We start from the raw sequence: 21,583 nt of genomic DNA, 5'->3' as shown, positions 1-21,583 counted from the left end.
GAGGTTGTCTTCCTCCACGTTCAGGGCGAAGTCATAGAAGCATTCCACACCCATCTTTTCGCCTGGAGGGTGTATGTGCAAGGTCTCATCCTGTAGGTAGATGTCAGCCCCACATTCCTCCTGTACCTTTTTCAAGACATCGTAGCCAGTTGCGTTGTTGATGACAAACTTTCCGTATGTCCAGGAATAGGAGCACTCCACCTTGAATGAGAGACCACACCCAGAGACCACCTTGGCAAGGAGATCCTTCAAGGCTACCTTTTGAAGCACTTCGTTCTTCATGTCCTTTCGGAACAGAAAGATGTCATCCTCGCAATATAGCTTGACGTTCCCTCCATCGGTGGATATGCGTTGAAGCCATCCTTCGAACTCAGTTTCAAGTCCTGCCTCTTCGTAGCCAAGGGTGATTATCACCTTGTCGCCTCGCTTTAGCTTGTCTTCGACCTGGAGGGCATGGTTGTACTCTGATGCAGGAAGAGTAATGACAGCCGTGTCCGCAAGTAGTTCCACGCTACGATGGATTTCTACCTTGTCAATCATACAGAGCTTGTATGTGCCGATTCTGATGTCAAATGCCATGGTGTACATAATTCTATGCGTTTAAGTCGTCACGGCTCAACAGCAACTTGTAGATGTCATCACTGTAGGCCTGTATGGTGTAGTTTTGATTGATAGTGCCAGAAGTGAAGGGAATGTCCCAACTCTCGATGGCAAGTTGGCTGATGCCGAATATCTCAAGCAATGGATTCAGTGCCTTCACGTGACCAGCCTCACAGAAACTTCTGAGCTTTGCCACGTCCGCCTCAGGGTACTTGCCATCCATGCCCATCAAGATGCCCTCGATTCTCACGCTGTAGTCATCCTGCGTCCAACGTTCCTTGATGCTTCCCCTGATTTTGCCCTTTGAGACGTTTCGCCTCACAAGTATGTTCTGCCCATTGACGCTGATCATTGGCTCCATGGGGAAAAGCCACTCTTGCGCTCCAGACTCTTCAAGCTGGAATCGAAGGGGCAAGACCATCGGCACGCCTGTCGCATTCGTGCGAACCACGTCTTCAAGCTCTGCATCCGACATGGTTTCCACGTCAAAGCCCGAACTGTCTGGAATGGTCTTGGCCGCTGACATGTAGCCAAGGTTCACGCCATGGAAGTTGTTCTCTCGAAACAACCAATAAGGAGGAACCTTGGTGAGTCCCATGGCTCGCAAGGCCAAGTTTTGGAGTATGAATCTGTTTGTTGTGCTCATCGGTCTGTACTTGTTGCGATTGACAGGGCACGGTTCATGCACTGGAGCACGATACGCTCCAGGTCCGCCGTGTCGGTCTTGTCGTTCATTGTTACTTGTATAGTATCAAAAAACTTGCCTATGTTGATGTGGATGTTTGAGCTTCGAGACCCACCAGTGGCAAGGGCTTCGGCCGTGGACTTACCGCCACCATGCCCACCACGTCCACCTTTTCCTCCCTTTCCTCCCTTGCCGTCACTTGATGGTGAGCCGAATGAGAAGGCTGGGCTTCCTTTGGTGGAAGGGCTTGAAATCTTGTGGTCAGAAGGCTTCTTTCTGTCCTTGGCACTTTCCCTTGAATAGTTCTTGTCGAAATCTTGCTTGATGCCCCCAGCGAGTTGTTGGGTAGCCTTGAAAGCCTTGGTCGTGCTGGTGATTCCTGTCAAGTCCTTGACACCATCCACTGCACTCGACCATGCACCGCTGAAATCTCCATTGAAGAGCTTCGCCAATGCCTGTCCCACCTTGCCGATTCCACTGAGGAACGTCTTGAAGCGGTCTATGAGGTAGTCCTTGATGATACCGCCAAGTCCCTTGATGACCGACCACATGGTCAGGAGAAAGGCACGGAAACCAGCGAATTTGTTCCAACAATAGACCACACCTGCGACAAGGGCTGCGATGGCAGTGATGACAAGACCTATAGGGTTTGCGTTCATGGCGATGTTCAACAGCCACTGCACGCCTTCCCACACCTTGGTCACGGCCGCCACCACCTTCATCACACCCACAAGCCCCCATAGGGCTATTGCCTGGGCATTGAAGGCGATGGCTCCAACACCAGCTATTACAGCCACATAGGCTATTTCCGTCTTCCACTTCATAAAGAAGCCGATAACACCGCCAACGATGGAAAGAAGAAATTGAAGAGCTGATGAAATCGGTGGAACCAATGCTCCAACAATGTCCATCAGTCCAAGCACAACAGGCTTGATGGAGTCGAACATGCTGATGGCTGCTTGCCTGATGTTTCCCATCATGGTGGAGAACTTTCCGCTGACAGTCTGGCTCAGTTTGTCGCTCATGCCGTTGAAAGCACCGCCCTCGCTTGTGGCATGGGCGATGGCTGCTGCCACCGCATCAAAGCCTATCTGTCCCTTGCTCATCATGTCTTGAAGCTCGGCGTATGTCTTACCTGTCATTTTTTGGAGTTCCTTCAAAGGGTTGAAACCTGCATTGATGAACTGCATCAAGTCTTGCCCTTGCATCTTTCCTGCTGATGCCACCTGTCCAAAGACAAGTGAGAGACCACCAAGCTTCTCTTTGTCGCCCATGGCAATGTCGCCAAGTTGTTTCAGGTATGGAACCACCTTCTGTGCGCTTACACCGAATCCAAGCATCATCTTGGCATTGTTCTCCAGATCAAGAGGCTCAAAGGGAGTCTTTGCTGCGAAGTTGTAAATGTCTCCAAGCATCTTGGCTGCTGCCGTCTCATTGCCCACAAGTGTCTTAAAAGCCACGCTCGTTTGCTCGGCTTGTGCACCGATGGACGAGATGGCTGCGACACCTGCACTTGCAAGGGTATAGGGATTCATCAGGAAATCCATGCCAGGGAGGGACATCAGGGAGGTCTTCAAGTTAGAAAACGAAAAGGCTGATTGGAGGCGACTTTTTACAAGGGTCGCCTTTCTGGTGATGTTGTCCAGCTGCTCAGACGTTCTTCTTGCCACACTCAGCACATTGCCTTCGTTGGCTTGCAACTTGATAAGAAATTGAAGTACACTTTTAGCCATCTGTCTTATTCTCTGCTTCTTTGATTTCCTTTAAATACCTGATAGTCCACGCCCATTCCTCATCTGAAAGCGTATCAGGATCCAGGAATAGATTATATCTCAGCAAGGTGTTCATATAGAGAATGTCCTTTGCCTCGACATCATCTATTTCCGCATCCTCTAAAGCTTTTTTATGTCAGCCTCCTTGATAGCCAATACGTCTTCAAGTTGTGAGCACACTGCGAAGAAAAGGTCATCATTGGTCTTGATTTCCTCATCACCGTCAAGCCAAATTTGGTTGAGCAAGGTTTCTTGTGCCTTGACAGGATTCTTCACCACTGACACATAGCTGTATTCCTTGCGTGTTGGCTTGCGGACAATACAGCTTTTGCCTTGGGTCTCTATCTGGAAGATTTCGCCATGCTGTTTCTTCCACTCTTCTACTTTTTGCTTATCTATTTTCATTTTTCTATTATTTGAATGTTATTTGAATGGTGTCCAAACACTATCCTTTCTTCTTATCCACAAAGATGAAAGGAAGTTCCTTTTCCTGGAACTTATCACCTTGCTTCCACTCGGTGTTGTCCTCAGTGAACTCTGCACCCACAAGGATGTCTGTCACGATGACATCACCCTTTGTGGCATTGCCGTAAGAAACGACAAGATCAAAAGAAGCATCAAGGATGTCACCACCGCAAGCTTGGCTCAGGGCTTCATACTCACTTTGCAGCAAGCCAATGGAGCCTTCATAGGACTTGTTTCCTCGTTGCACACCTTGTGGCTTGTTGCCCTTGGCATACAAGGCTTCCTTTTCCTGCTTTGAAGAGTATTTCACGGAGCGGAATCCTGTGACAGGGCGACCTGCCATGACAACGTTGATGTCGGCCCACTCGTATTCCTTTGAATTAAACATATTCTTTAGCTGTTACTTGTTTCTACTAAGAATCCCAGATTCACGTCCACGTATCGGGCATATCCGTATGGACGCACTTTCAGAGTCACAAGCACCTTCGAGGTACTGAGTACATTTTGCTTTTCGTCGATGTAGCACTGGCATCCCTCACCATCGGAATTTGCGCAAAGCTCACCATTGGCGGTCATCTTTTTGTTGATGCCGTTTTCCACGGTCTGCTGCCAACTTTTCACGATTCCAACTTGCAGCGTGCCGTCATCATTGACTTCCAGCTCGTCAAGGAGCATGTCAAGCATGATGTCGTATGCCAGGCGATATGCCTTGTCTATCACCCGACGGTGGGCGATGTGCGCATAGTCACCTGTAGGATCACAGGCCAGGTTGTCATCAGCAAAGAAGTAGCCTGAGCGTCCCACATACTTGCGTGGCACGAGGTAGCCCTTTTCATAGATTGCCTTGATGGTACTCTCGGACTCATCAATTTTCTTGGAACCCACATACATCTCCAATGGGGCAAGCGAGCCATCCTTCACACGGCCAATGTTGCGCTGCACTGGACTCTTGGCAATGCGCCCAAGCCACGTGCCAATGGTCGCTCCCTTGGAGGATGCCACGGTGTCACCGATGGCAATGCCCACACGGTCATACTTTTCCTTGGTCATGTCCTTCAATTCCTTCGATGGGTCAAAGTTGCGACCTTCGAGGATGAAGAACAAAGGGGCGTAAAGCTCGGTGGTCGCCCATTCTGCCAGCTGCTGTGCCTTTGGCATGGCAGTGAACACATCGGGGTCGATGCCGTTGATGCTTGTGCCAGAAGCTCCCGTGTTGACATTGGCGATGCCGATGCCCCTCAAATTGCCGTTTTGCTTGGTGATCAAGTCTCTCGCATACCCTGCGTCCGTCTTTGTGTAATCACACATGTTGGTCAAGGTGGTGCTTGGATTGACTGGGTAGAGGACCAGCTTTGTGCCTGTTCCTGCCTCATCGTAGAACTCGGACACCTGCTTATAGAGGGCTGCGTTATTTGTCGCTGTGACTCCAAGCTCGGCAAGGTCATCCATGCTTGTGATGGTATAGGCTGTGTTAAGCACAAAGGTTCCTGCTACGGCTGCCGCACCGCAAATGAGGGCCAGGAGTCCGTCGGCACTCTCACCGACGGTTCCCAACTGGCCATTGAGGAACTGAATTTTTACTCTTGGTAATATCATAGAGTCTAATTTTACGATTTAACCTTTTAGGCTGCGTTGCTCTCAATGATGACTGCGATACCCTTGCCGTCGTAACGACGTGGAGAGCCACCTGTACGCACAAGGAATGAGTAGATGTCACCATAATAGGTTGGGTTGCCCATATCATCGAACATCTTCACGTCACCCAAGGCACGGCTCACACAGTCTTGCTGCCAGGCAAGACCAGCTGCAAGTTCAGTGTCAGCATCATCCTCTTCCCATTTCAAGATGGCTGCACCGTTTGCCGTTGTGCGAAGCACCTGGGAACGTTGCATGATCTCAAAGCCATACAACTTGCCAAGAACGCCCCTTGAAGCATCAGCACAAGCGAGGAAGGCTGAGAGTTCCTTGTCTGTCAGGTCGTCAAGCAAATCCGCATACATGGCTGCATCAAGCAACATGAAACGACCATCTGCTGGCACGTCATCCATATTGAACCTTACGAATACTTTCATCACTACAGCCTTGGTGATTTTTTTACGATTGCCAGAGGCAGTCGCTGAGGTGTGGGCTTCACGAGCCTCACCAGCTGTGAAAAACTTTGTCTTCAAGCTACCTGCCCACTTGTAGAGCAAGTTCTGTGCTGCTGCCTTTTGCAACTGCTTGCGGTCGTTGGAAAGAACGCTGTTGCGTTTGTCGTAGGAGAGTTCCACCGTGTCCACATTGGAGATGTGGATAGGGTCTGTTGTCAGCTCATCAATGTTGTAGGTGAGTTCGTTGTCCTCACGTTCCTTGATCTTCGCTGGTTTCTCGCTGCGGTTGATGACAACGCTCGAAGGCTTGCCAGCATTAGGGATGTGAACGGTCTTGTTGTTCACGAATGCGGAATCGTCAATACTTTTCGCCATGAAGGAATTGTCTGGATAGAAATTCTCAGTGATGGTATTGATCCAAATTTCTCTGTTTAATGCCATTTTCTATAAAATTAAAAGTTATTACTCATTGTAGTCCACACCGAACTTCTGCTTGTAGAGGTTCTTGAAAAGTGCAGGGTCTTGGTTCTTCAACTGGGCAAGGTTGTTTTCCTTGTCAATCTCATCCCATGTCTTGTTGGCGAACGAGCCACCTGATGGTGTGTCTGGGTTGATGAAAGCCATGGCACGGTTGCTTGCACGTCCCTTCATGCCACCGATGAGCTTGATGGTGTTCTCACGGTCGCTCTTCAAGAGGTTTTTGAAGGTCTCCACCTGCTCATTGCTAATTTTGCCAGCCTTGACCGCCTCATTGATGAGAGCATCATCTTGCTCTTTGTGAGCCTTTTCAAGCTCATTCTTGTAGGTATTCACCGTTTTTTCGAGGATGGCCACCTTGGCTGCCTTGTTCTCCAGTTCTTTGATGTGTGCCAGGACGGCACTCGAATCCGCTTTGTCCTCAAAGCTTGGAATCGTCTTGATTTCATCTATTAATGCCATTTCTTCATTGTTTTGTGGTTTGAAGTCAAACCGATTATTAAAATAGTTGTAAATGCCTTCTGTTGTTGTCGGTGGGTTCGACACCTCATCCATGTCATAGATTCCATCCACGAGCTTCATGTCCATTGCCTCGCTCGCTGTCATCCAGTGATCCTTCCCATCGAAGTATTTCTTTGCCACGTTTTCAGCCTCCATGCCAAGGCGACCTGCTATCATGGTGGCAAGGTTGTTCTGCAATTCTTCCATCTGATCTGCCATCAGTCGAAGTTCGGAGGCATTGCCGTATGTGCCACCGCTCACATTATGAAGCATAAGTTTGGCATAGGGACTCATATAGAGCGGTTTTCCACATAAGGCAATGATTGCAGCGATGCTCGCTGCCACTCCATCAATAAATATGGTGATGTCGCCTTTGGAGTTTCGGAGGGCGTTGTAGATAGCCATGCCGCTGAAAACATCTCCACCCTGGCTGTTTATGCGCACTTCGATCTTGCAGCCTTGGTTCTCCAATGCGAAAAGCTCGCTCACCACACGGTTGCTATCTACGGAACGCCCTTCACCGACTTCTCCATAAAGCATGATGATAGACTTGCCATCACCTTTTATTATATTGCTAAATTTTTGTTTCATACGTCGAATTTTTCTGCAAATATCGGGACTTTTTTCGAGCTGTCCAAATCGTGATTTCATGGTGGTGCTCATGGACGCTATGGTGGTGTTCATGGATGCTACCATGAAATCACGATTTCTTTTTTTGCGGATTTCTTTAGAACTTTGCAGAATCAAAACTATATAAATATGGTAAAAAGTAACATAGACAAGAAGAGCATTGCCAAGGATTTGTTCATCAAAAGCCGATGCACACAGGAAGAAATCGCTGAAAAGGTGGGAATCACCAGGCAGACGGTCTCCCGATGGATCAGGGAAGGGAAATGGGAAGAGCTACGTGTCTCCATAACTATCTCCACGGAGCAAATCATTGCTGGCATGATCAAGCAAATCAGTGACATACAGGATGGGGCGAATGCACGTCCTGAAGGACAGCGTGCTTTGACGGCCAAGGAGGCAGACACCATTGTCAAGCTGTCTTCTGCCATCAAGAAATTACAGAATGAGGCAGGAATCACAGACATAGTGAACGTGGGCATCAAGTTTACCAACTGGCTTCGCTCCATTGACATAGAAAAGGCCAAGGAGTACAACGAGCTTTGGGATTTATTCATTAAAGATCAGTTGAAATGACACAAGAAGAAAGAAATGCCCTGCAAAGGTGGGCAGAACACCACAAGGCACTGGCTGCCGATGTACCTGTGGAAGACTGGCTCTCACAGAGTGAAATCGACAAGAAGAGAAAGAAACTGGAGAAAGACCCAATCAAATGGATCAAGTACTTCTTTCCCAAGTATGCCAAGTATGAGTTTGCGCCTTTCCACGTGCGTGCCATCAAGCGTGTCATCGAGCATGATGAATGGTATGAGGTGCTGTCTTGGAGCCGTGAGCTTGCCAAATCTACCGTGGCGATGTTTATCTGCATGTACCTTGCACTGACCAAGCGCAAGAGGTTCTTTGTCCTGGCATCTGCCACCATTGACTCTGCCAAGCGTCTCCTTGCACCTTACAAGATTAACTTTGAGTCAAATCCCCGAATCCGTCAGTTCTATGGCTCCCAGGTGACGCTTGGTCAGTGGACAGATGGTGAGTTCACCGCCAAGTGTGGTGCAAAGTTCGTAGCCTTGGGTGCTGGCTCTGCCCCTCGTGGTGCTCGAAATGAGGAAGTTCGCCCCGATGTCATCTACATGGATGACTACGACACGGATGAGGATTGCAGAAACCCAGAGACGCTAAAAAAGAAATGGGACTGGTTCGAGGCCTCGCTTTATCCTACACGTTCCATCTCTGAGCCTACCTTGATTCTGTGGTGTGGAAACATCATAGCCAAGGACTGTTGCATCAAGAAGGCTGGAGCCAAGGCAAGACACTGGGACATCGTGAACATACGTGACAAGGATGGACACTCAACCTGGCCAGCCAAGAACACAGAGGAACAAATCGACACCGTACTCTCAAACATATCCACCAAGAGCGCACAAGCCGAGTACTTCAACAATCCTGTGAGCGAGGGAACCATATTCAAGTACCTGCCATTCGGCAAGGTTCCACCGCTCAAAAAGTTCAAGTTTCTCATAGCCTATGGCGACCCTGCCTATTCCGACTCGAAGAAAAAGGCAAGTTCCACCAAGGCCTTGTGGCTCATCGGCAAGCACAAGGGTGTGTATTACATCATCAAGGGATTCCTTGCCAGGGAACTCAATGCCACCTTCATAGGTTGGTATTTCGACATCATGGAGTATGTGGGAGGGAAGACCAACGTGTATTACTACATGGAGAACAACAAGCTGCAAGACCCTTTCTTCAACCAGGTATTCAAGCCCCTGCTGCGTGAGGAATGCAATCACAGGAACAAGCAGCTGTACATCAAGGGCGATGAGCGCAAGAAGACTGACAAGGCGACCCGAATAGAGGCGAACCTGGAGCCGATTGACAGAAACTGCGAATGGGTATTCAACGAGGAAGAACGTGACAATCCACACATGCAGGAACTCATCAACCAGTTCAAACTCTTCGAAATGCACCTTCCATACAATGCCGACGGCCCCGACTGCATAGAGGGTGGAATCACCATTCTTGAAAACAAGGTGGTGGAAATGGAGCCGACCGTCACCATATCATACGAGGAATTAAACGAGGACAACCCATATAGAATGTAACTATGGCAAATTTTATCAATACTTCGGACTACGATGCAACCATACATCGTGAGATTCTGGACTCCCTCCTTCGCAAGGAGTCCACGACATACGACCCACAAATCATTGAGATTTGCGAGGACAGGGCCATCTCTGAAATGAGAGGCTACCTTAACAAGACATACGACTGTGACAAGATCTTCTCAGCTGAGGGCGAGGCAAGAAACCCTCTTATCCTGATGTTTGCCATCGACATCACTGTCTATCACATCTTCTGTCAGCACAACCCTTACAAGCTGGCAAAGATACGGCAAGACCGCTATGACCGTGCCATTGAGTGGTTGAAGGGAGTGATGAAGGGAGACATCACCATCGACGGTGCTCCCAAGTTGCCCGATGAGCAAGTTGCAGACAATTCCAGATGGCAAATCTTGGCAGATGAGATAAGACCGACACTTTTATAAACAAGAATTGATATGAAGAAATTTAAGAAGAGACTGGGATACAAGCCAAATGGTGGTAGTTCCAACAAGATAGTTCAGGGTGGTTTCAGAAAAGTAGAGGGAAACCGCCCTCCAGACGTGTTCCTACAGATGCCTGAGCTTTTCATGTTCAACATGAAGGACTACATGGAATCCGTAAGGAGTGCCAAAAGTGTGGATTTCTCGTACCGCGTCAAGTTGTTTGACATGTATGAGTCAGCCCAGCTTGACCTCCATCTATCAGGTGTGCTCGACAAGCGACTTCGTGGTGTCACTCAGATTCCCATTGAGTTCCAACGAGACGGCAAGCCCGATGAGGATATTTGCCGTCAGCTTCGCTCTCCATGGTTCAAACAGTTGCGAAGGGATCTTGTCATGTCGAAGTTCTATGGCTTCACCCTCGTTCAGTTCTACTTGGATGATGATGGGAACATTCGATACGATCTCATTGACCGCAAACACTATGATCCTGTTTTCCACAAGCTCTTGAAGCACCAGGGCGACCAAAGTGGCATCGACATAGATGAGTTCGACAACATCCTGTTTGTCGGCACTGAGCGTGGACTGGGCATCTTTGCGGAACTTCTTCCTGCCGTGCTCTACAAGCGTGGCGACATGAGCGACTGGGCGAAGTTCTGCAACATCTTTGGTATGCCAATCCGTGAATATACCTATGATGCAGGTGATGAGGACGCTCGCAAGAAAATCATTGCCGATGCAAGAAACCAAGGTAGCAATGCCGTCTATATCCATCCAAATGAGAGTGAGATGAAGCTGATAGAGGCAGGAAACAAAACAGGTTCTTCTGACCTCTACCAGAACTTTGCGGAATATTGGGACAGCAAGATTTCCATCCGTGTGCTGGGCAATACCCTCACCACCGATGCAAAGGACAATGGCACGCAAGCCCTTGGAACTGTCCACAAGGAGGAAGAGGATGACATGAACGCTGATGATCGTGATTTTCTGCTTGACATACTTAACTATGACATGAAGAACATCTTCGAGAACCTTGGCTTCAATGTGGAGGGTGGTGAGTTTGTCTATGCCCACAAGGACAAGACTGAGCCTCAGGCCATGCTTAACATCGTGAAGGGAATGAAGGAAATGGGCTTGCCTATGGATGATGACTGGCTCTATGAAACATTCAGCATTGAAAAGCCAAAGGACTACGACCAACAGAAAGAAGCCATTGAAACTCAGAAGCAGGCCTTGCGAGACAGTCTCCAATGCAAGGGGAACGAGCATGAGGAAGAAGACCCAGACAACGAGAAAAAAGACCCGAAAAAGAAGCCTTTGAACAGTGATAAAAAAGCGTTCAAAGACCGCCTGAAAAGTTTTTTCGGAATAGCCCCAGCTATCGGGGCGGACACCGACTTCTGATTGACACCCTCTATTATGGCGACCACCAATGCCAATGCGGACACCACCATTTCGACAATGTAGATGGTGGCATTCGCTTCAATGCCGACATCCTGGCCCAGTTCATCAAAAAAATCTATCAGGGCTTTGACACGGAAAACAGCATTGAGGGTGTAATGTGGCGTGAGGTACTACGCATCATCAATGAGGGAACCGTGGAGGGACTTGCCAAGGCAAAGACACCTCCAACCCATGAGGAATACTTCTACAAGGCTCTCAGACACTCCAACGAGGTCTTTGCTGCCTTCAAGGTTCACACCATGGGCCAGGAGATGGCTGCAAAACTTTATGACTCCAAGGGACAGTTGAAACCTTTTGGCAAGTGGGTGGAGGATGTGAGTGCAATCAGTAGCCACCAAGTAGGTTCTTGGCTACAGACGGAATACGACACGGCCGTCATACGTGCCCATGCTGCTGCCGACTGGAGAGAGTTTGAGCGAAACAAGGACATCTTGCCAAACCTCAGATGGATGCCGACCACCTCCAAGGAGCCAGAGAGTAGCCACCGTGCCTATTGGCAGATGAAGCTCACACTCCCAGTGGATGATCCATTCTGGAATGAGCACCACCCAGGAGACCGATGGAACTGCAAGTGTTCGCTCGAAGCCACTGATGACCCAGTGGTCCGTCCCAAGGACATGGAGCCTACAAAGCCTCAGAGGGGACTGGAGAACAACACTGGCAAGGATGGACACACGTTCAGTGACAATCACCCATACTTCCCAAAGGACTGCAAACACTGCGATTTCTATAAAAAAGGTTCTTTCAGGAATAGACTTAAAAGACTATTCTCTAATAGAGCCAAGGATTGTTTTAATTGTCCATTCATAGACGGCTGTATAAATAGATTGGAAGCAAAACAACCTATAGAGGAAAAGGCTTTTGCTCGCAAGCAAGAGGTGAAAGACCAAGACCTCATGCCAAAGATGGACAAAGAACCATGTAGCTCTGTTCTTTCTGGAACTTTGAACCGTACCAACAAAGTAAGAAACGCCCTTCTGAAACATTGCCACCATGACTATGATGTCGATGCTGCCATTTATATATGGAATAATCCATCAGAAATGAAATTCATTAGGGTAAGTCCGCTTGGTGAGGGAAAGGACATGAGCCTTCCAAAAAACATTGCCAACATTGAAAAGAAACAAAAGGTTCTTCATTTCGTAGAGTTCAGACAATATGAATTTGAGTATGAGGGAAAGACCTTCGAGGTTAAAATGGCTCTATGTCAAAAAGGCTATGAGCAATTTTATTCATTGAAGGAAAAATAAAAAATCCCCAAACCTCAAGCCGTGACAGCCTATATGAGCGAATGGGGACGTTGCAAAGATACAACATTTCCTTGAAATGCAAGTAAAAAGAATAAAAAACTTTGCCTATGGATGCAAAAAACTTAGAAAAATTGGTTGAAAAGGCCAAGGATGACATAATGAAGGAAGTAAACGACCGCCTTCCTCGAAAAGTTGGAGTGATAGCTGTGAACCACTTCAAGCAAAATTTCCGTGATGGTGGTTGGCTTGATGACGGTCTTCATCCATGGAAAAAGGCCCTCAGACAAAAGCAAGGTGGCCCAGATGCCAAGTATGGGCCACTCACCTCCAGGCGAAACCACCTGATGAGTTCCATACAGAGCAAGCCAGGGTTGGGTGAGGTGACAATAGAGAACCCTGTGCCATACGCTGCCATCCACAATGATGGAGGCGACATCACCACGCATCCCACGGTCTCGCCCAAGATGAGACGCTTTGCATGGCACATGGCTTACTCGCTCGCTGGTGTCAAGGGGAAGGGAACACTGCCAAAGGAACTTCCAGAAGAGGCACGCTTGTGGAAGTGCCTCGCATTGACTAAAAAAGACAAGATCACCGTGAAAGCCCATATTCCACAACGTCAGTTCATGGGCGACTCCAAGGAGCTACAGGTGAAGGTAAACAAGACTATAAACGATTCATTGGAAAAAATCAAAGATGGAATTATTTCTTTATCAAATCATTAATCATGTCAAGGAGGGGATGCCAGGGCTTTCCCTCGTTGATGAAAACTATGGCCAGTTGGAAAACATCGACAATGCCAACACTGACATGTACCCAATAACTTTTCCAGCCGTGCTCATCGACCTACAGGAGGCGACCTGGAGCAACTTGGCAGACAGAAGCCAAAAGGGGACCATCAAGGTCAACGTTCAGTTGCTCATCGACTGCTATGATGACACCCACTATGACAGCGGAACGATGGAGGCCATAAAAGAAAGGGCTGCGATGGTGGAAGAGCTTCACCGCCTCTTGCAAGGTTATCGACCAAAGGAAGATGGGGCACTTGTGAGGGAAACATCCAAGTTCTACACCGCCAATCATGGCATCAAGGTCTATGAAATGGTCTATTCGGTTGTGGCGACCGATGCCATCAAGGACACGCAAACAGTTGCCCCTCCACGTAAGGTGACGATTTCAATGAAGAGGATGTAGAGCGAGGCTTCAACTTGAAGCCGGTGAACAAAGGTTTCTCTATTTTCTTGCCATCCACGGTCACGCCTGCCTGGATCATGTCTCGTATGATTTGCATGATACGACTTTCTGAGAGAAAGAACTCCTCGGTGCTCAATCTCCTCAAAGCGTCATCGAAACGGAGTCTTCTCACCTCTGTCCAATAATAGTAACGCTCATAAATACGCTTGTTTCTTGAATTTACAAGATTCTTGTCTCTTCCCTTTGCCACGGTGCAAAAATAACAAAAATCTCTCAAAAAGAGACATAAAAAATGAGGCATTCTTTTCGGGATGCCTCATTTTAAGTTTAATCTTTGAACGAACCGCCTACAGACGGCAAAAAGATGGCTCTATCTTGCGCCAAACACCATCCTCGCTCTTCATGCTGAAATAGTAGCTCACCACGGTCTCCTTGGTCACGTTGCTCTCACGGAACAAATCCATGATGCTGGTGTATTCCTCATCGTTGAACTTACCTTCGAGCTGGTAAAGCTTGCTGATGCTTGTATAGTTGAACTTGCCGTTACGGTTACGCTCCAGGAGGTTCATGCAAAGTTGGTACATCGGATCATCCTTGCCCTTCTCGCTCTTCTCAATGTAAGCACCAAGGAAGTCCATCAGTCTTTGCGCTGCAAGCTCGGAACGCTCATCAAAGCCCTTCACATCCTGGCTCTTCACCTCAAACTTGAAGTCATCCACCACGATGGTGAAACCACGCTGCTCCTTGTTGCGAAGCTTGCCATACTCGGCCATCACACTCTTGAAGCCCTCGCTCTCATTGTCAAGCCAGTCACGGAAACCCTTCACCTTCAAGGCTATCTCCACAACTCTGTCCTTCACGTTTCGTGCCAGGCTTCCACGGATGCTTTCATAGGCATTGCGCTTGTCAAGTTCACTCTGCTGCTTGTTGGCAGTCAATGTTCTCAGGAGTTCTTCCTGTTGCTCGGCACTGAGGCCTTTCAAAATGTCTTCTGTCTTCATAATCTTAATAATGTTTATTCGTTGTCTTTTTGCTTTTTAAGTATCATTCTCAGTTTCAGAGATAACAGCTGCAATTCTTCTATATCAAGATCTGCAAACACCTTACCTGCTATCTTTGGACTCTTGCAATAGTTGTTGATGGCTGTCCAGCTGGTAGTATCAACTCCTATTTTCTGCAAGAGCTTCAGGCAGGAACTTCGCTTCTTTCTGCGCTGCTCCACATAGATGTTTCTCTTTTCAGGGAAACGCTTCTCCAGGAGGTTGCAAAGGTCATCATACTCTTTTCGTGTGATTTCCTTCAGACTCTCGGTTCTTCCTCCAGTAGCAACGCTGACCATTTCTTTCTTCAAGTACTCGTTATCACCGATTTTTGGCACTCGTTTCAAGATGGAGTAGAACCTTGCAAAATTAGTCACTTCTTGCATATTTTACTTTTGAATATTCCTAAAAAGAACTTATCATTTATAATAAAATCACACGTCTGCATTTTGTATCTTACGGTGATTTTTATTAATTTTGCATTATTATTATCCTTACGGATAGCAACATCTGCAATTCTTTCTTTATACCATTTGATTAGAACGTCTGTGAATTCTTTCTTTTCCTTCCGATCGAAATCTTTGGCACAGGCAATACCTATCTTAATTTCAGCATAACTTTTTTTGCCATTTACCTCGTAAAACGCTGTTATTATTGCTACGCCTAATTTTTCCTTGTTCTGTTTCATAAGCCTTAATCTTTACAGGTTGGTTTCCATGTGATGTTGATGATGGCATCAAGTTCACCCTTGCCGTTACACTTTGGGCAGGTAACCTTGATTCCTTTCCCGATGTCATCGGTTCCCCAGTACCATCCGTTCCCCTGGCAATACTCACATCGATGTCCCACGCTTACCAATGTCTCATGACTATCATGTCTCATTGGCTTCAGTTCAATCATTCTGTCAACTTTACTCATTTTCAGTTCCCTCCATATTATTTAAATATTCGTTTTTAAGAGCATCCAGTGACATGTCTGTCAGTTTACCAGCTATTTCATCATACATCATCTGCTGATCCATATACGAGAAATTTTCGGTCTTTTTCTGGATGTACTCCATGATTTTGTTTATAACTTCTTCCATGATTCATTCATTTTTAGTCGTCACCCCAATATCTGTTCGCTCCTTCGTCCCAAATGGTGTATTCACCCTTTTCCCCGATGAAGCGACCTTTCGAAAAGGCTTTGAAGCCTTCCACCCATATCTTCAAGGTGGCATCGTACATCACGCTTTGCGCTGCGCTGCCTCTTGGAGCCTTTCCTTGCGCATGGCTGATGAAGATGATGAGCTTGTCACGGTGGGCCTCCTTGAAGCGGATGTATTCCCTGTAGTTCATCTGTGTGTACTGGAAGGAATCCACCACCACGATGTTCACACTCTTGCGCTTGTCAAGGCGATCGCTCAGTTCCCTCATGTTCTCACCGTTCAACAGGTAGAACGATTTGTTCACCTCGCTCATGCCATATCTCTTCAAGGTGTTCTGCATGGTGAGCGAGTCACCTTCCTCCAGACTGTTGTAAGCCATACGGTCAAACTCACACAGGTACTTGCAAAGCTGCATCACGAAGCTGCTCTTGCCGTTGCCGCTGTTGCCCCAGATGAACCATACGCCTGTACGCTCAGGCTCACCAAAGGCATCCTTCCATTTCCCCTTGAAGACAAATGTGCGCTTTTTCTGCTTCAACACCTCTTTCACTGTCAATGCTCTCATTTCTTGATGCTTTTGATTTTCTTCACTCTTCTCACGCTCTTCTTCACTCTTCTCAGGTCGTACTCACAGCCATCGGCCTCTGTTATCACTTCCTCGATGTCCTTGCGGTCACTCAGTCCGTTTGCCGTACAGATAGCGTACACGTCCTGGGGAGTCGTGTCGTCCAGCTCGAAGTACTTTCGACCGATACGGCTGTAGAACTCCTTGTAGCCACGCTTCTTGCATCTTAGGCCACGGCTTATGCGTGTCTTGATGTAATCGGTGGAGAGGAACACCACGCCACATTTGTCCTCAATCTTATTGTAGAGGCTGATGAAATACTGAAAGACGCTTTCAATGAGTTTGTCTGCCTCGTCGAACACCAGGAGAGGGGCATCCATCTGAATCAGCTCGTTTTGGATGGTTATCCATAACTCCCTAACCGTGTACCCATCGGTGCGGATGCCCATCTTGTGGGCTATCTCTCTCACAAAGTCGCCCTTGTGGAGGTCTTCTGAGCAAAGGATGTAGAACACCTCACGGTTTTCCTCACCGTAGATCTTTGCCGTGGTGGTCTTGCCACTTCCAGCTTCGCCCACCACCCAGGTCACGTTTTTGTCGTTCTGGGCATCACGCATGGCAAGGGTGATGTCATGGAAGGCATGTGTCTCCACAATCTGCCAGCCCTCATCGTTGCCACCCACCGTGCCAACCTGGTCGCTTACCTTGCGCCACATGTCTTCGCTGATGTTCTCCCACTTGCCGTTGAGGATGTTGCTCACGGTTCCTGCACTTGTGCCCTTCATGCTTGCCACGGCCTTGTTTTGGCTCGCAAACTTTGACACATACATTCTCAGTCTGCCTGTTATCTGTTCCTTTTCCTTGTTTGTAAACTCCATGATTCAGTTCCTTTCTTTATTTTAAATTGTTATTACATTTTTCCCATTGTCTTGGTATCGTCAAACTCCACCACCTGGCAAATATTATCCCAGTCGATGTTGCTCACTTTCTTGGTCACCTTGCCGATGCTCAGTTCTTCTGGCTGACCTCTGTATTTCCTTGTGCGTCGGTCTATCTGTCTTTGCACCTCCTTGCTCACACCCTTCAGCTTTGGTGTCTGCAAGCCGTGCTGTTCAGGAGCCACGCCCTCGTCATACTCGATTTGCCTTGCCTCCACTTGTCGCTCTATGCGACTTTGCTCGGTTGCCTCACGCTGTTGCCTGATGAAAAGAGCCTCGCCCTCGGTCTGTTCCTGTATGGCTCGGTGTATCACCATGTATGGCTCAGCCACTCTCTCAAATCTAAGCTGTCCTGCTTTGTCCTTCCAGTAGAGGCGAATGCTTGTGAAGTCGTATGGATCATATTTCACCACAAACTTCTGATAGGTGTGCTTTCTTCTCCATTCCAGATCTGGCACTCCAGGGCTGCTCATCACCTCATAGGTTCGCTTCTTGCCCTTGATGGTTATCTCAATGCCACTGGAGGTGAAGGTGCTCATGCGGTCTGCCTGTACCCAGAACATTTCCACCATGTCGCTCACTGTCACCACTGGGGTCTCAGGGTTCATGCTCTTCTCATACATGTCGATTCTCCTTTCTCCAGTGGCAGGGTGTGGCATTTCGTTCCATTCCTTCCTTGCCTCCAGATAGATGGCTTTCAGTTCGTCGTATGTTGGAAGGCTGTCCTTGTTTGCCTCGATGAACTCCAAGTTCGGGCGGCTCGTTTCCTTCTTGGTGGTGATGTTCTGTCCTGTAAAGTTCCATTCCTTGTGAAGTACCTGGCTCTGTAGCCTGTAGAAGAGGTTCTCGATCGTCTTGCTCGCTCCGTTGTATGGGGTGGTGGTACGATGGATGTGGCATAGCTTCTTGAAGAACTCCTGGTTCTCCAGCTTCTTATGGCCACCTTGGTTGTCATACACGATTTCGTAGGGCTTGTGTCCGCTCACCTGTATGGCCATCCTGTAGCTCATGTACTGGGCTTCATAGTCCTCGCTGTCACTGATGCAGAAACCAAGGAGACATTCTGAGTAAGCATCTATCACCTCATACACGCTCGTGGTTCTCACCTTGCCATCCTCATCCTTGTAGTAGAGGTTGAGCTTCGTGCCGTCACCATACCAGAGGGCATCCCTCATCTGTGGAAGTTGGGTCTTGTGTCTGCGGTCAAACTTTTGGTGTGCCTTCTGCTCGCCATGTACGGCATCATACCACAATGGCTGCACGGCTGCACTGTCAAGCCATATCTTCAAGCTGCGGATGCTCTTCAGGGGCTTCCACCCACGGCTCTCACACTCTTGGTTGAACTGGGTGAAAATCTGAGAGTCTGTCAGCACTGGCACACGGCTTCTTTTCAGTGCCACGAGTCTTCTGCCAGCTTCCTCTGTTATCTTCACCGTGTTCTTATTGCCTATCTTGCCACTTATCAGTGAGGGATAGCCATCCTTCTTGAAGGTGCTCATCTTCACTTTCAATCGAGCGAGGTTCTTGGGGAGTGTATGTCCAAAGGCTTCCCTCATCTTCTCGCTTTGCTTGAACACGATGCTCCAGAGGTCGCTTCTTCTGCCACCACCCAGGGCATGTGTCGTGGCTTGCAGGTCATTCATCCTGGCAAGGAGCATTTTCAGCACGCTTGCGTTCTGGGTGTATTCGTCGATGAGCTTCTGTGAAAGTCTTGTTTGAACACCATTCAAATCGTATTCAAACGACTCGTAAAACTTACGAGCTTCCTCATCCACCTGCATGTAGTCCTTCAACTCTTGTCGCTCCAACACGTCCTTGGGGTCGCCATATTTCTCCACGAATCTCATTCTGTACTTCTTGGGAAGGGAGGCATATACATACAGGGCATAGTTTCCTTCTCCTCTTGCTTGTCGGGCACATTGGATGTTGCCACGGCAAACATTTTGTGAAAGAGTGTTGCCTTTGATGACAGGCTCGTCACCACCAGTTAGCTCCTCGAAGGTCACACACAGTATCTTGTTGTAAAACTCCATTCCGTTATTTGTTTAATATTCTTGTATGTTTTTACTCTTCTATCCCATCACCAGGCACACCTCTCAAGGCGATGGCACTGGCAAGGAAGTTCACAACCACGGCAAACACACACAATACGTCACTTCTGTCAAAAGACAATGCGCAAAGCATCACAAAGCTCACCAAGAACCAAATCAATCTCAGTTTCATGGCAAGGGCAAGGCTGAGAAACCATTTCCATTCCTTACCATATATCAGTCTAAATGCTTCCTTCATAATTCTTTATTTTTGAGGATCCAACTTATCGCCTACAGGTATGCCACCAAAATCCTTGATGGCCATGTATCTCACCCTTCTTGCCAGGTGAGAGTCCTTCTTGTAGTTGAGCGATTTACTAACCATTTCGGGTGTAATACCCATCAGTGTGGCTATTCTTTTGCCAACACCATGACCTACGATGATTCTTTTATTCATGCCTTTTTATGTTAAATTCCTATTATTTTTACCTTTTCTCGCCAATATTTTGTATCTTTGGCGGCGTGTTCAATTATTAAACACGCTGCAAAGATAGAATATTTTCTAATATCTACAAAATATTTATTAGATTATTTTCTATTTTTCAATAAAAATAATTAGATTTTAAACAAAATTAGTATGATATTAGACAGAATTAAGCTATATATAGACACTAAAGGCATAAGCATTGCTGCCTTTGAAAAGAGCGTAGGAATGTCAAATGCCTCTTTTAGTAAGTCTCTCAAAAATAATGGAGCCATCGGAACTGATAAATTAGAAAATATTCTAAGTGTTTATTCAGATATTTCCCCTGAATGGTTACTGACAGGGCAAGGAGATATGCTAAAAGAAGAACCATCTTTATCTGTTAGCATGAATCCCCAAGAAGGAACACCATATTATGATGTGGATTTTTTGGGAGGTTTTGATTTGCAAGAAAATAGCCAGGCAATGGTTCCTGCACTAAATATAGTTGCTAATATTTGCCCACGTGCCGAAATGTGGTGCAATATTACAGGGCATTCCATGGAACCCACGATTTCTCATGGTGATATAATTGCATTGCACAAATGTTCCGTTGAAGACATTCAATATGGCGAAGTATATGCAGTAGTCCTTGATACTTTTAGAACAGTGAAAATACTCCGTAAGTCTTCAACTCCTGGTATGCTCAAATTTGTCCCAGTAAATAAAGAGGAATTTGATGAACAAGAATTTTCAATTTCCCGAATATTACAAGTGTATGAAGTTGTAGGAAGTATTAGACGTTTTTTCTGAAAAGTATGACTCTTTTATATACTAAAATGTGAAAGTCCTTAGTTTATAGGGCTTTCACTTGAATTTTGCCCCTTGAATATTCACAAAACACCGTATTTTGCACCCCAAAAAGCTAAGATAAAGCCTATATTTCGCTTATATCGTACCCTTTTCTTGCTTAAAAACAATATTTTGACATTGGTATTTGTCATTCCTAATGTCATTCCAAACTAAACATTTCGTTTTTCCGTGCTCGTATCTGTCACTCCTAATGTCATTCCAAGTGTCATCCCTAACACGATTTTTACGGTAAATTAGCCAATTCGTTATTGACTAAAACGAAAAAACGGCTTACAAACTATTCAAAGATAGTTTGCAAGCCGTTCAAATCCTTTTAAATGAGCGTTTTAGCCGTTTTATTCCTTGCCACCACTTCGTCTTAGATGGCTCTGTATGATCATGGCTTTGCCATTCATCAGACAGCCTCCATCCGTCAATCCTGCATGGAGCAAGCTGCTCTTGGTGTAGCCTATCTGTTCGGGCGTTAAAACGTCAAATATGGCCGAAATAGAGCCGAAATAGTAGTTCTTCCTACCTGATAGCAGGTGTACATGTATTACCTTCGTCATTGCCTTATAATTTTGTCGTAACATGAATAATTTATCGGGTGCAAAGATACCAAATATTTATTATATGGAAGAATTTAATAATATAAAACTTCTAAATATTGCTTATTTAGAATTTTCCAATAATCAAGAAATACAGTTATCTAACTTACTTTTAAAGCCTATAGATGCCTGACGAAGGAACAATCTCTGTTATCCATTCCATCCATCAAAGCCCAAAGAAGGCGATATGAGCCATCAGGAGCCTCTTACGCATAAATGGATGATAAACCACCCACCAACTCCCTCAAAAAGCCCTCATATCGCCTTCAATGT

At 46.9% G+C, this 21,583-nt stretch carries 28 protein-coding genes and 1 pseudogene; 8 read left to right on the top strand and 21 right to left on the bottom strand.

From position 1 onward, the window contains the following. The 9 genes and pseudogenes from KUA48_RS12960 to KUA48_RS12920 form a co-directional block, all read right to left on the bottom strand. Positions 1–588, bottom strand: a pseudogene (locus KUA48_RS12960) (hypothetical protein); the annotation flags it as partial. Between the two features lie 4 nt (positions 589–592). Further along, positions 593–1,246, bottom strand: coding sequence for a DUF6046 domain-containing protein (locus KUA48_RS12955; RefSeq protein ID WP_118255078.1), 654 nt, complete (start codon positions 1,244–1,246; stop codon positions 593–595). Then, positions 1,243–3,018: a tape measure protein gene (locus tag KUA48_RS12950; RefSeq protein WP_218433525.1), complete on the bottom strand. Its 1,776-nt coding sequence runs from the start codon at positions 3,016–3,018 to the stop codon at positions 1,243–1,245. Before KUA48_RS12950 ends, KUA48_RS12955 begins: the two co-directional genes overlap by 4 nt. Next, positions 3,011–3,133: a hypothetical protein gene (locus KUA48_RS12945; protein WP_256624493.1), complete on the bottom strand. Its 123-nt coding sequence runs from the start codon at positions 3,131–3,133 to the stop codon at positions 3,011–3,013. The genes KUA48_RS12950 and KUA48_RS12945 overlap by 8 nt, the downstream gene beginning before the upstream one ends. A 44-nt stretch (positions 3,134–3,177) precedes the next feature. Beyond that, positions 3,178–3,462: a hypothetical protein gene (locus KUA48_RS12940; protein ID WP_218433523.1), complete on the bottom strand. Its 285-nt coding sequence runs from the start codon at positions 3,460–3,462 to the stop codon at positions 3,178–3,180. Positions 3,463–3,502: 40 nt separating this feature from the next. Further along, the gene (locus KUA48_RS12935; RefSeq protein WP_218433522.1) at positions 3,503–3,910 is read right to left on the bottom strand and encodes a hypothetical protein; all 408 of its coding nucleotides are present in this window, start codon (positions 3,908–3,910) and stop codon (positions 3,503–3,505) included. Positions 3,911–3,915: 5 nt separating this feature from the next. Further along, a complete protein-coding gene (locus KUA48_RS12930) occupies positions 3,916–5,118 on the bottom strand; it encodes a DUF2586 domain-containing protein (protein ID WP_256624492.1) in 1,203 nt (400 codons plus the stop codon). A 26-nt stretch (positions 5,119–5,144) separates the two neighbouring features. Then, positions 5,145–6,053, bottom strand: coding sequence for a hypothetical protein (locus KUA48_RS12925; RefSeq protein ID WP_218433520.1), 909 nt, complete (start codon positions 6,051–6,053; stop codon positions 5,145–5,147). Between the two features lie 21 nt (positions 6,054–6,074). After that, complete coding sequence (locus tag KUA48_RS12920; protein WP_218433518.1) at positions 6,075–7,181, bottom strand: head maturation protease, ClpP-related; 1,107 nt, start codon at positions 7,179–7,181, stop codon at positions 6,075–6,077. Between the two features lie 168 nt (positions 7,182–7,349). Here KUA48_RS12920 and KUA48_RS12915 point away from each other — a divergent pair, with 168 nt between their 5' ends. The 7 genes from KUA48_RS12915 (at position 7,350) to KUA48_RS12885 (ending at position 13,667) form a co-directional block, all read left to right on the top strand. Next, positions 7,350–7,793 (top strand): helix-turn-helix domain-containing protein, encoded by a 444-nt coding sequence (locus tag KUA48_RS12915; RefSeq protein ID WP_153095093.1) that lies wholly within the window; start codon positions 7,350–7,352, stop codon positions 7,791–7,793. Continuing rightward, positions 7,790–9,319: a hypothetical protein gene (locus tag KUA48_RS12910; protein ID WP_218433516.1), complete on the top strand. Its 1,530-nt coding sequence runs from the start codon at positions 7,790–7,792 to the stop codon at positions 9,317–9,319. The genes KUA48_RS12915 and KUA48_RS12910 overlap by 4 nt, the downstream gene beginning before the upstream one ends. Positions 9,320–9,321: 2 nt before the next feature. Then, positions 9,322–9,762: a phage protein Gp36 family protein gene (locus KUA48_RS12905; protein ID WP_118066382.1), complete on the top strand. Its 441-nt coding sequence runs from the start codon at positions 9,322–9,324 to the stop codon at positions 9,760–9,762. 12 nt (positions 9,763–9,774) lie between these two features. Continuing rightward, positions 9,775–11,163, top strand: a complete 1,389-nt coding sequence (locus tag KUA48_RS12900) for a DUF935 family protein (RefSeq protein ID WP_218433515.1) — start codon at positions 9,775–9,777, stop codon at positions 11,161–11,163. Between the two features lie 155 nt (positions 11,164–11,318). Further along, positions 11,319–12,473, top strand: coding sequence for a phage minor head protein (locus KUA48_RS12895; protein ID WP_218433514.1), 1,155 nt, complete (start codon positions 11,319–11,321; stop codon positions 12,471–12,473). Positions 12,474–12,580: 107 nt separating this feature from the next. Then, a complete protein-coding gene (locus KUA48_RS12890; protein WP_218433513.1) occupies positions 12,581–13,198 on the top strand; it encodes a phage virion morphogenesis protein in 618 nt (205 codons plus the stop codon). Between the two features lie 16 nt (positions 13,199–13,214). Next, complete coding sequence (locus KUA48_RS12885; protein WP_256624490.1) at positions 13,215–13,667, top strand: hypothetical protein; 453 nt, start codon at positions 13,215–13,217, stop codon at positions 13,665–13,667. On the opposite strand, the gene KUA48_RS12880 is transcribed toward KUA48_RS12885, so the two are convergent. From KUA48_RS12880 to KUA48_RS12830, 11 genes are all read right to left on the bottom strand, one after another. Then, positions 13,606–13,917 carry a transposase gene (locus tag KUA48_RS12880; protein ID WP_218433511.1) on the bottom strand — a complete coding sequence of 104 codons (312 nt, stop codon included), beginning with the start codon at positions 13,915–13,917 and terminating at the stop codon, positions 13,606–13,608. The genes KUA48_RS12885 and KUA48_RS12880 overlap by 62 nt on opposite strands. A 97-nt stretch (positions 13,918–14,014) precedes the next feature. After that, entirely contained in the window at positions 14,015–14,668 is a 654-nt protein-coding gene (locus KUA48_RS12875; protein WP_218433510.1) for a DUF3164 domain-containing protein, read from the bottom strand. Positions 14,669–14,682: 14 nt separating this feature from the next. Beyond that, positions 14,683–15,093 carry a hypothetical protein gene (locus KUA48_RS12870; RefSeq protein ID WP_218433509.1) on the bottom strand — a complete coding sequence of 137 codons (411 nt, stop codon included), beginning with the start codon at positions 15,091–15,093 and terminating at the stop codon, positions 14,683–14,685. Continuing rightward, positions 15,081–15,395 carry a hypothetical protein gene (locus KUA48_RS12865; RefSeq protein WP_218433508.1) on the bottom strand — a complete coding sequence of 105 codons (315 nt, stop codon included), beginning with the start codon at positions 15,393–15,395 and terminating at the stop codon, positions 15,081–15,083. Before KUA48_RS12865 ends, KUA48_RS12870 begins: the two co-directional genes overlap by 13 nt. A 5-nt stretch (positions 15,396–15,400) precedes the next feature. Next, the gene (locus KUA48_RS12860) at positions 15,401–15,625 is read right to left on the bottom strand and encodes a hypothetical protein (protein WP_218433507.1); all 225 of its coding nucleotides are present in this window, start codon (positions 15,623–15,625) and stop codon (positions 15,401–15,403) included. Then, a complete protein-coding gene (locus KUA48_RS12855) occupies positions 15,618–15,791 on the bottom strand; it encodes a hypothetical protein (RefSeq protein WP_153095084.1) in 174 nt (57 codons plus the stop codon). The genes KUA48_RS12860 and KUA48_RS12855 overlap by 8 nt, the downstream gene beginning before the upstream one ends. A gap of 13 nt (positions 15,792–15,804) precedes the next feature. Continuing rightward, the gene (locus KUA48_RS12850; protein ID WP_218433505.1) at positions 15,805–16,419 is read right to left on the bottom strand and encodes a hypothetical protein; all 615 of its coding nucleotides are present in this window, start codon (positions 16,417–16,419) and stop codon (positions 15,805–15,807) included. Next, a complete protein-coding gene (locus KUA48_RS12845) occupies positions 16,416–17,297 on the bottom strand; it encodes an AAA family ATPase (RefSeq protein ID WP_218433504.1) in 882 nt (293 codons plus the stop codon). Before KUA48_RS12845 ends, KUA48_RS12850 begins: the two co-directional genes overlap by 4 nt. Before the next feature lie 32 nt (positions 17,298–17,329). Next, complete coding sequence (locus tag KUA48_RS12840; protein ID WP_369503283.1) at positions 17,330–19,390, bottom strand: transposase family protein; 2,061 nt, start codon at positions 19,388–19,390, stop codon at positions 17,330–17,332. A gap of 31 nt (positions 19,391–19,421) precedes the next feature. Further along, positions 19,422–19,646, bottom strand: a complete 225-nt coding sequence (locus KUA48_RS12835) for a hypothetical protein (RefSeq protein WP_118064669.1) — start codon at positions 19,644–19,646, stop codon at positions 19,422–19,424. A 6-nt stretch (positions 19,647–19,652) separates the two neighbouring features. After that, positions 19,653–19,844, bottom strand: coding sequence for a hypothetical protein (locus tag KUA48_RS12830; RefSeq protein WP_118064667.1), 192 nt, complete (start codon positions 19,842–19,844; stop codon positions 19,653–19,655). Between the two features lie 180 nt (positions 19,845–20,024). Between KUA48_RS12830 and KUA48_RS12825 the strand changes: the two genes are divergently transcribed. Further along, complete coding sequence (locus KUA48_RS12825; protein WP_153095080.1) at positions 20,025–20,663, top strand: LexA family transcriptional regulator; 639 nt, start codon at positions 20,025–20,027, stop codon at positions 20,661–20,663. A gap of 395 nt (positions 20,664–21,058) precedes the next feature. Here the strand turns inward: KUA48_RS12825 and KUA48_RS12820 are convergent, their stop codons facing one another. Next, entirely contained in the window at positions 21,059–21,271 is a 213-nt protein-coding gene (locus KUA48_RS12820) for a hypothetical protein (protein WP_118064684.1), read from the bottom strand. Between the last annotated feature and the right edge of the window lie 312 nt (positions 21,272–21,583).

It is taken from the genome of Segatella copri (assembly GCF_019249795.2).
GTDB lineage: Bacteria > Bacteroidota > Bacteroidia > Bacteroidales > Bacteroidaceae > Prevotella > Prevotella copri_B.
Note: the sequence above shows the minus strand (reverse complement) of the source record. Positions and strands in the feature narration are given on the sequence as shown.

Coding starts and splice junctions, on each gene's coding strand:
- KUA48_RS12895 (WP_218433514.1), top strand. CDS start 11,319: ATGTGGCGTGAGGTACTACGCATCATCAATGAGGGAACCGTGGAGGGA.
- KUA48_RS12870 (WP_218433509.1), bottom strand. CDS start 15,093: ATGCAAGAAGTGACTAATTTTGCAAGGTTCTACTCCATCTTGAAACGA.
- KUA48_RS12840 (WP_369503283.1), bottom strand. CDS start 19,390: ATGGAGTTTTACAACAAGATACTGTGTGTGACCTTCGAGGAGCTAACT.
- KUA48_RS12890 (WP_218433513.1), top strand. CDS start 12,581: ATGGATGCAAAAAACTTAGAAAAATTGGTTGAAAAGGCCAAGGATGAC.
- KUA48_RS12835 (WP_118064669.1), bottom strand. CDS start 19,646: ATGAAGGAAGCATTTAGACTGATATATGGTAAGGAATGGAAATGGTTT.
- KUA48_RS12945 (WP_256624493.1), bottom strand. CDS start 3,133: ATGAACACCTTGCTGAGATATAATCTATTCCTGGATCCTGATACGCTT.
- KUA48_RS12865 (WP_218433508.1), bottom strand. CDS start 15,395: ATGAAACAGAACAAGGAAAAATTAGGCGTAGCAATAATAACAGCGTTT.
- KUA48_RS12955 (WP_118255078.1), bottom strand. CDS start 1,246: ATGAGCACAACAAACAGATTCATACTCCAAAACTTGGCCTTGCGAGCC.
- KUA48_RS12850 (WP_218433505.1), bottom strand. CDS start 16,419: ATGAGAGCATTGACAGTGAAAGAGGTGTTGAAGCAGAAAAAGCGCACA.
- KUA48_RS12900 (WP_218433515.1), top strand. CDS start 9,775: ATGAAGAAATTTAAGAAGAGACTGGGATACAAGCCAAATGGTGGTAGT.
- KUA48_RS12830 (WP_118064667.1), bottom strand. CDS start 19,844: ATGAATAAAAGAATCATCGTAGGTCATGGTGTTGGCAAAAGAATAGCC.
- KUA48_RS12820 (WP_118064684.1), bottom strand. CDS start 21,271: ATGACGAAGGTAATACATGTACACCTGCTATCAGGTAGGAAGAACTAC.
- KUA48_RS12935 (WP_218433522.1), bottom strand. CDS start 3,910: ATGTTTAATTCAAAGGAATACGAGTGGGCCGACATCAACGTTGTCATG.
- KUA48_RS12855 (WP_153095084.1), bottom strand. CDS start 15,791: ATGGAAGAAGTTATAAACAAAATCATGGAGTACATCCAGAAAAAGACC.
- KUA48_RS12875 (WP_218433510.1), bottom strand. CDS start 14,668: ATGAAGACAGAAGACATTTTGAAAGGCCTCAGTGCCGAGCAACAGGAA.
- KUA48_RS12940 (WP_218433523.1), bottom strand. CDS start 3,462: ATGAAAATAGATAAGCAAAAAGTAGAAGAGTGGAAGAAACAGCATGGC.
- KUA48_RS12920 (WP_218433518.1), bottom strand. CDS start 7,181: ATGAAACAAAAATTTAGCAATATAATAAAAGGTGATGGCAAGTCTATC.
- KUA48_RS12860 (WP_218433507.1), bottom strand. CDS start 15,625: ATGAGTAAAGTTGACAGAATGATTGAACTGAAGCCAATGAGACATGAT.
- KUA48_RS12905 (WP_118066382.1), top strand. CDS start 9,322: ATGGCAAATTTTATCAATACTTCGGACTACGATGCAACCATACATCGT.
- KUA48_RS12925 (WP_218433520.1), bottom strand. CDS start 6,053: ATGGCATTAAACAGAGAAATTTGGATCAATACCATCACTGAGAATTTC.
- KUA48_RS12915 (WP_153095093.1), top strand. CDS start 7,350: ATGGTAAAAAGTAACATAGACAAGAAGAGCATTGCCAAGGATTTGTTC.
- KUA48_RS12930 (WP_256624492.1), bottom strand. CDS start 5,118: ATGATATTACCAAGAGTAAAAATTCAGTTCCTCAATGGCCAGTTGGGA.
- KUA48_RS12885 (WP_256624490.1), top strand. CDS start 13,215: ATGCCAGGGCTTTCCCTCGTTGATGAAAACTATGGCCAGTTGGAAAAC.
- KUA48_RS12910 (WP_218433516.1), top strand. CDS start 7,790: ATGACACAAGAAGAAAGAAATGCCCTGCAAAGGTGGGCAGAACACCAC.
- KUA48_RS12845 (WP_218433504.1), bottom strand. CDS start 17,297: ATGGAGTTTACAAACAAGGAAAAGGAACAGATAACAGGCAGACTGAGA.
- KUA48_RS12950 (WP_218433525.1), bottom strand. CDS start 3,018: ATGGCTAAAAGTGTACTTCAATTTCTTATCAAGTTGCAAGCCAACGAA.
- KUA48_RS12825 (WP_153095080.1), top strand. CDS start 20,025: ATGATATTAGACAGAATTAAGCTATATATAGACACTAAAGGCATAAGC.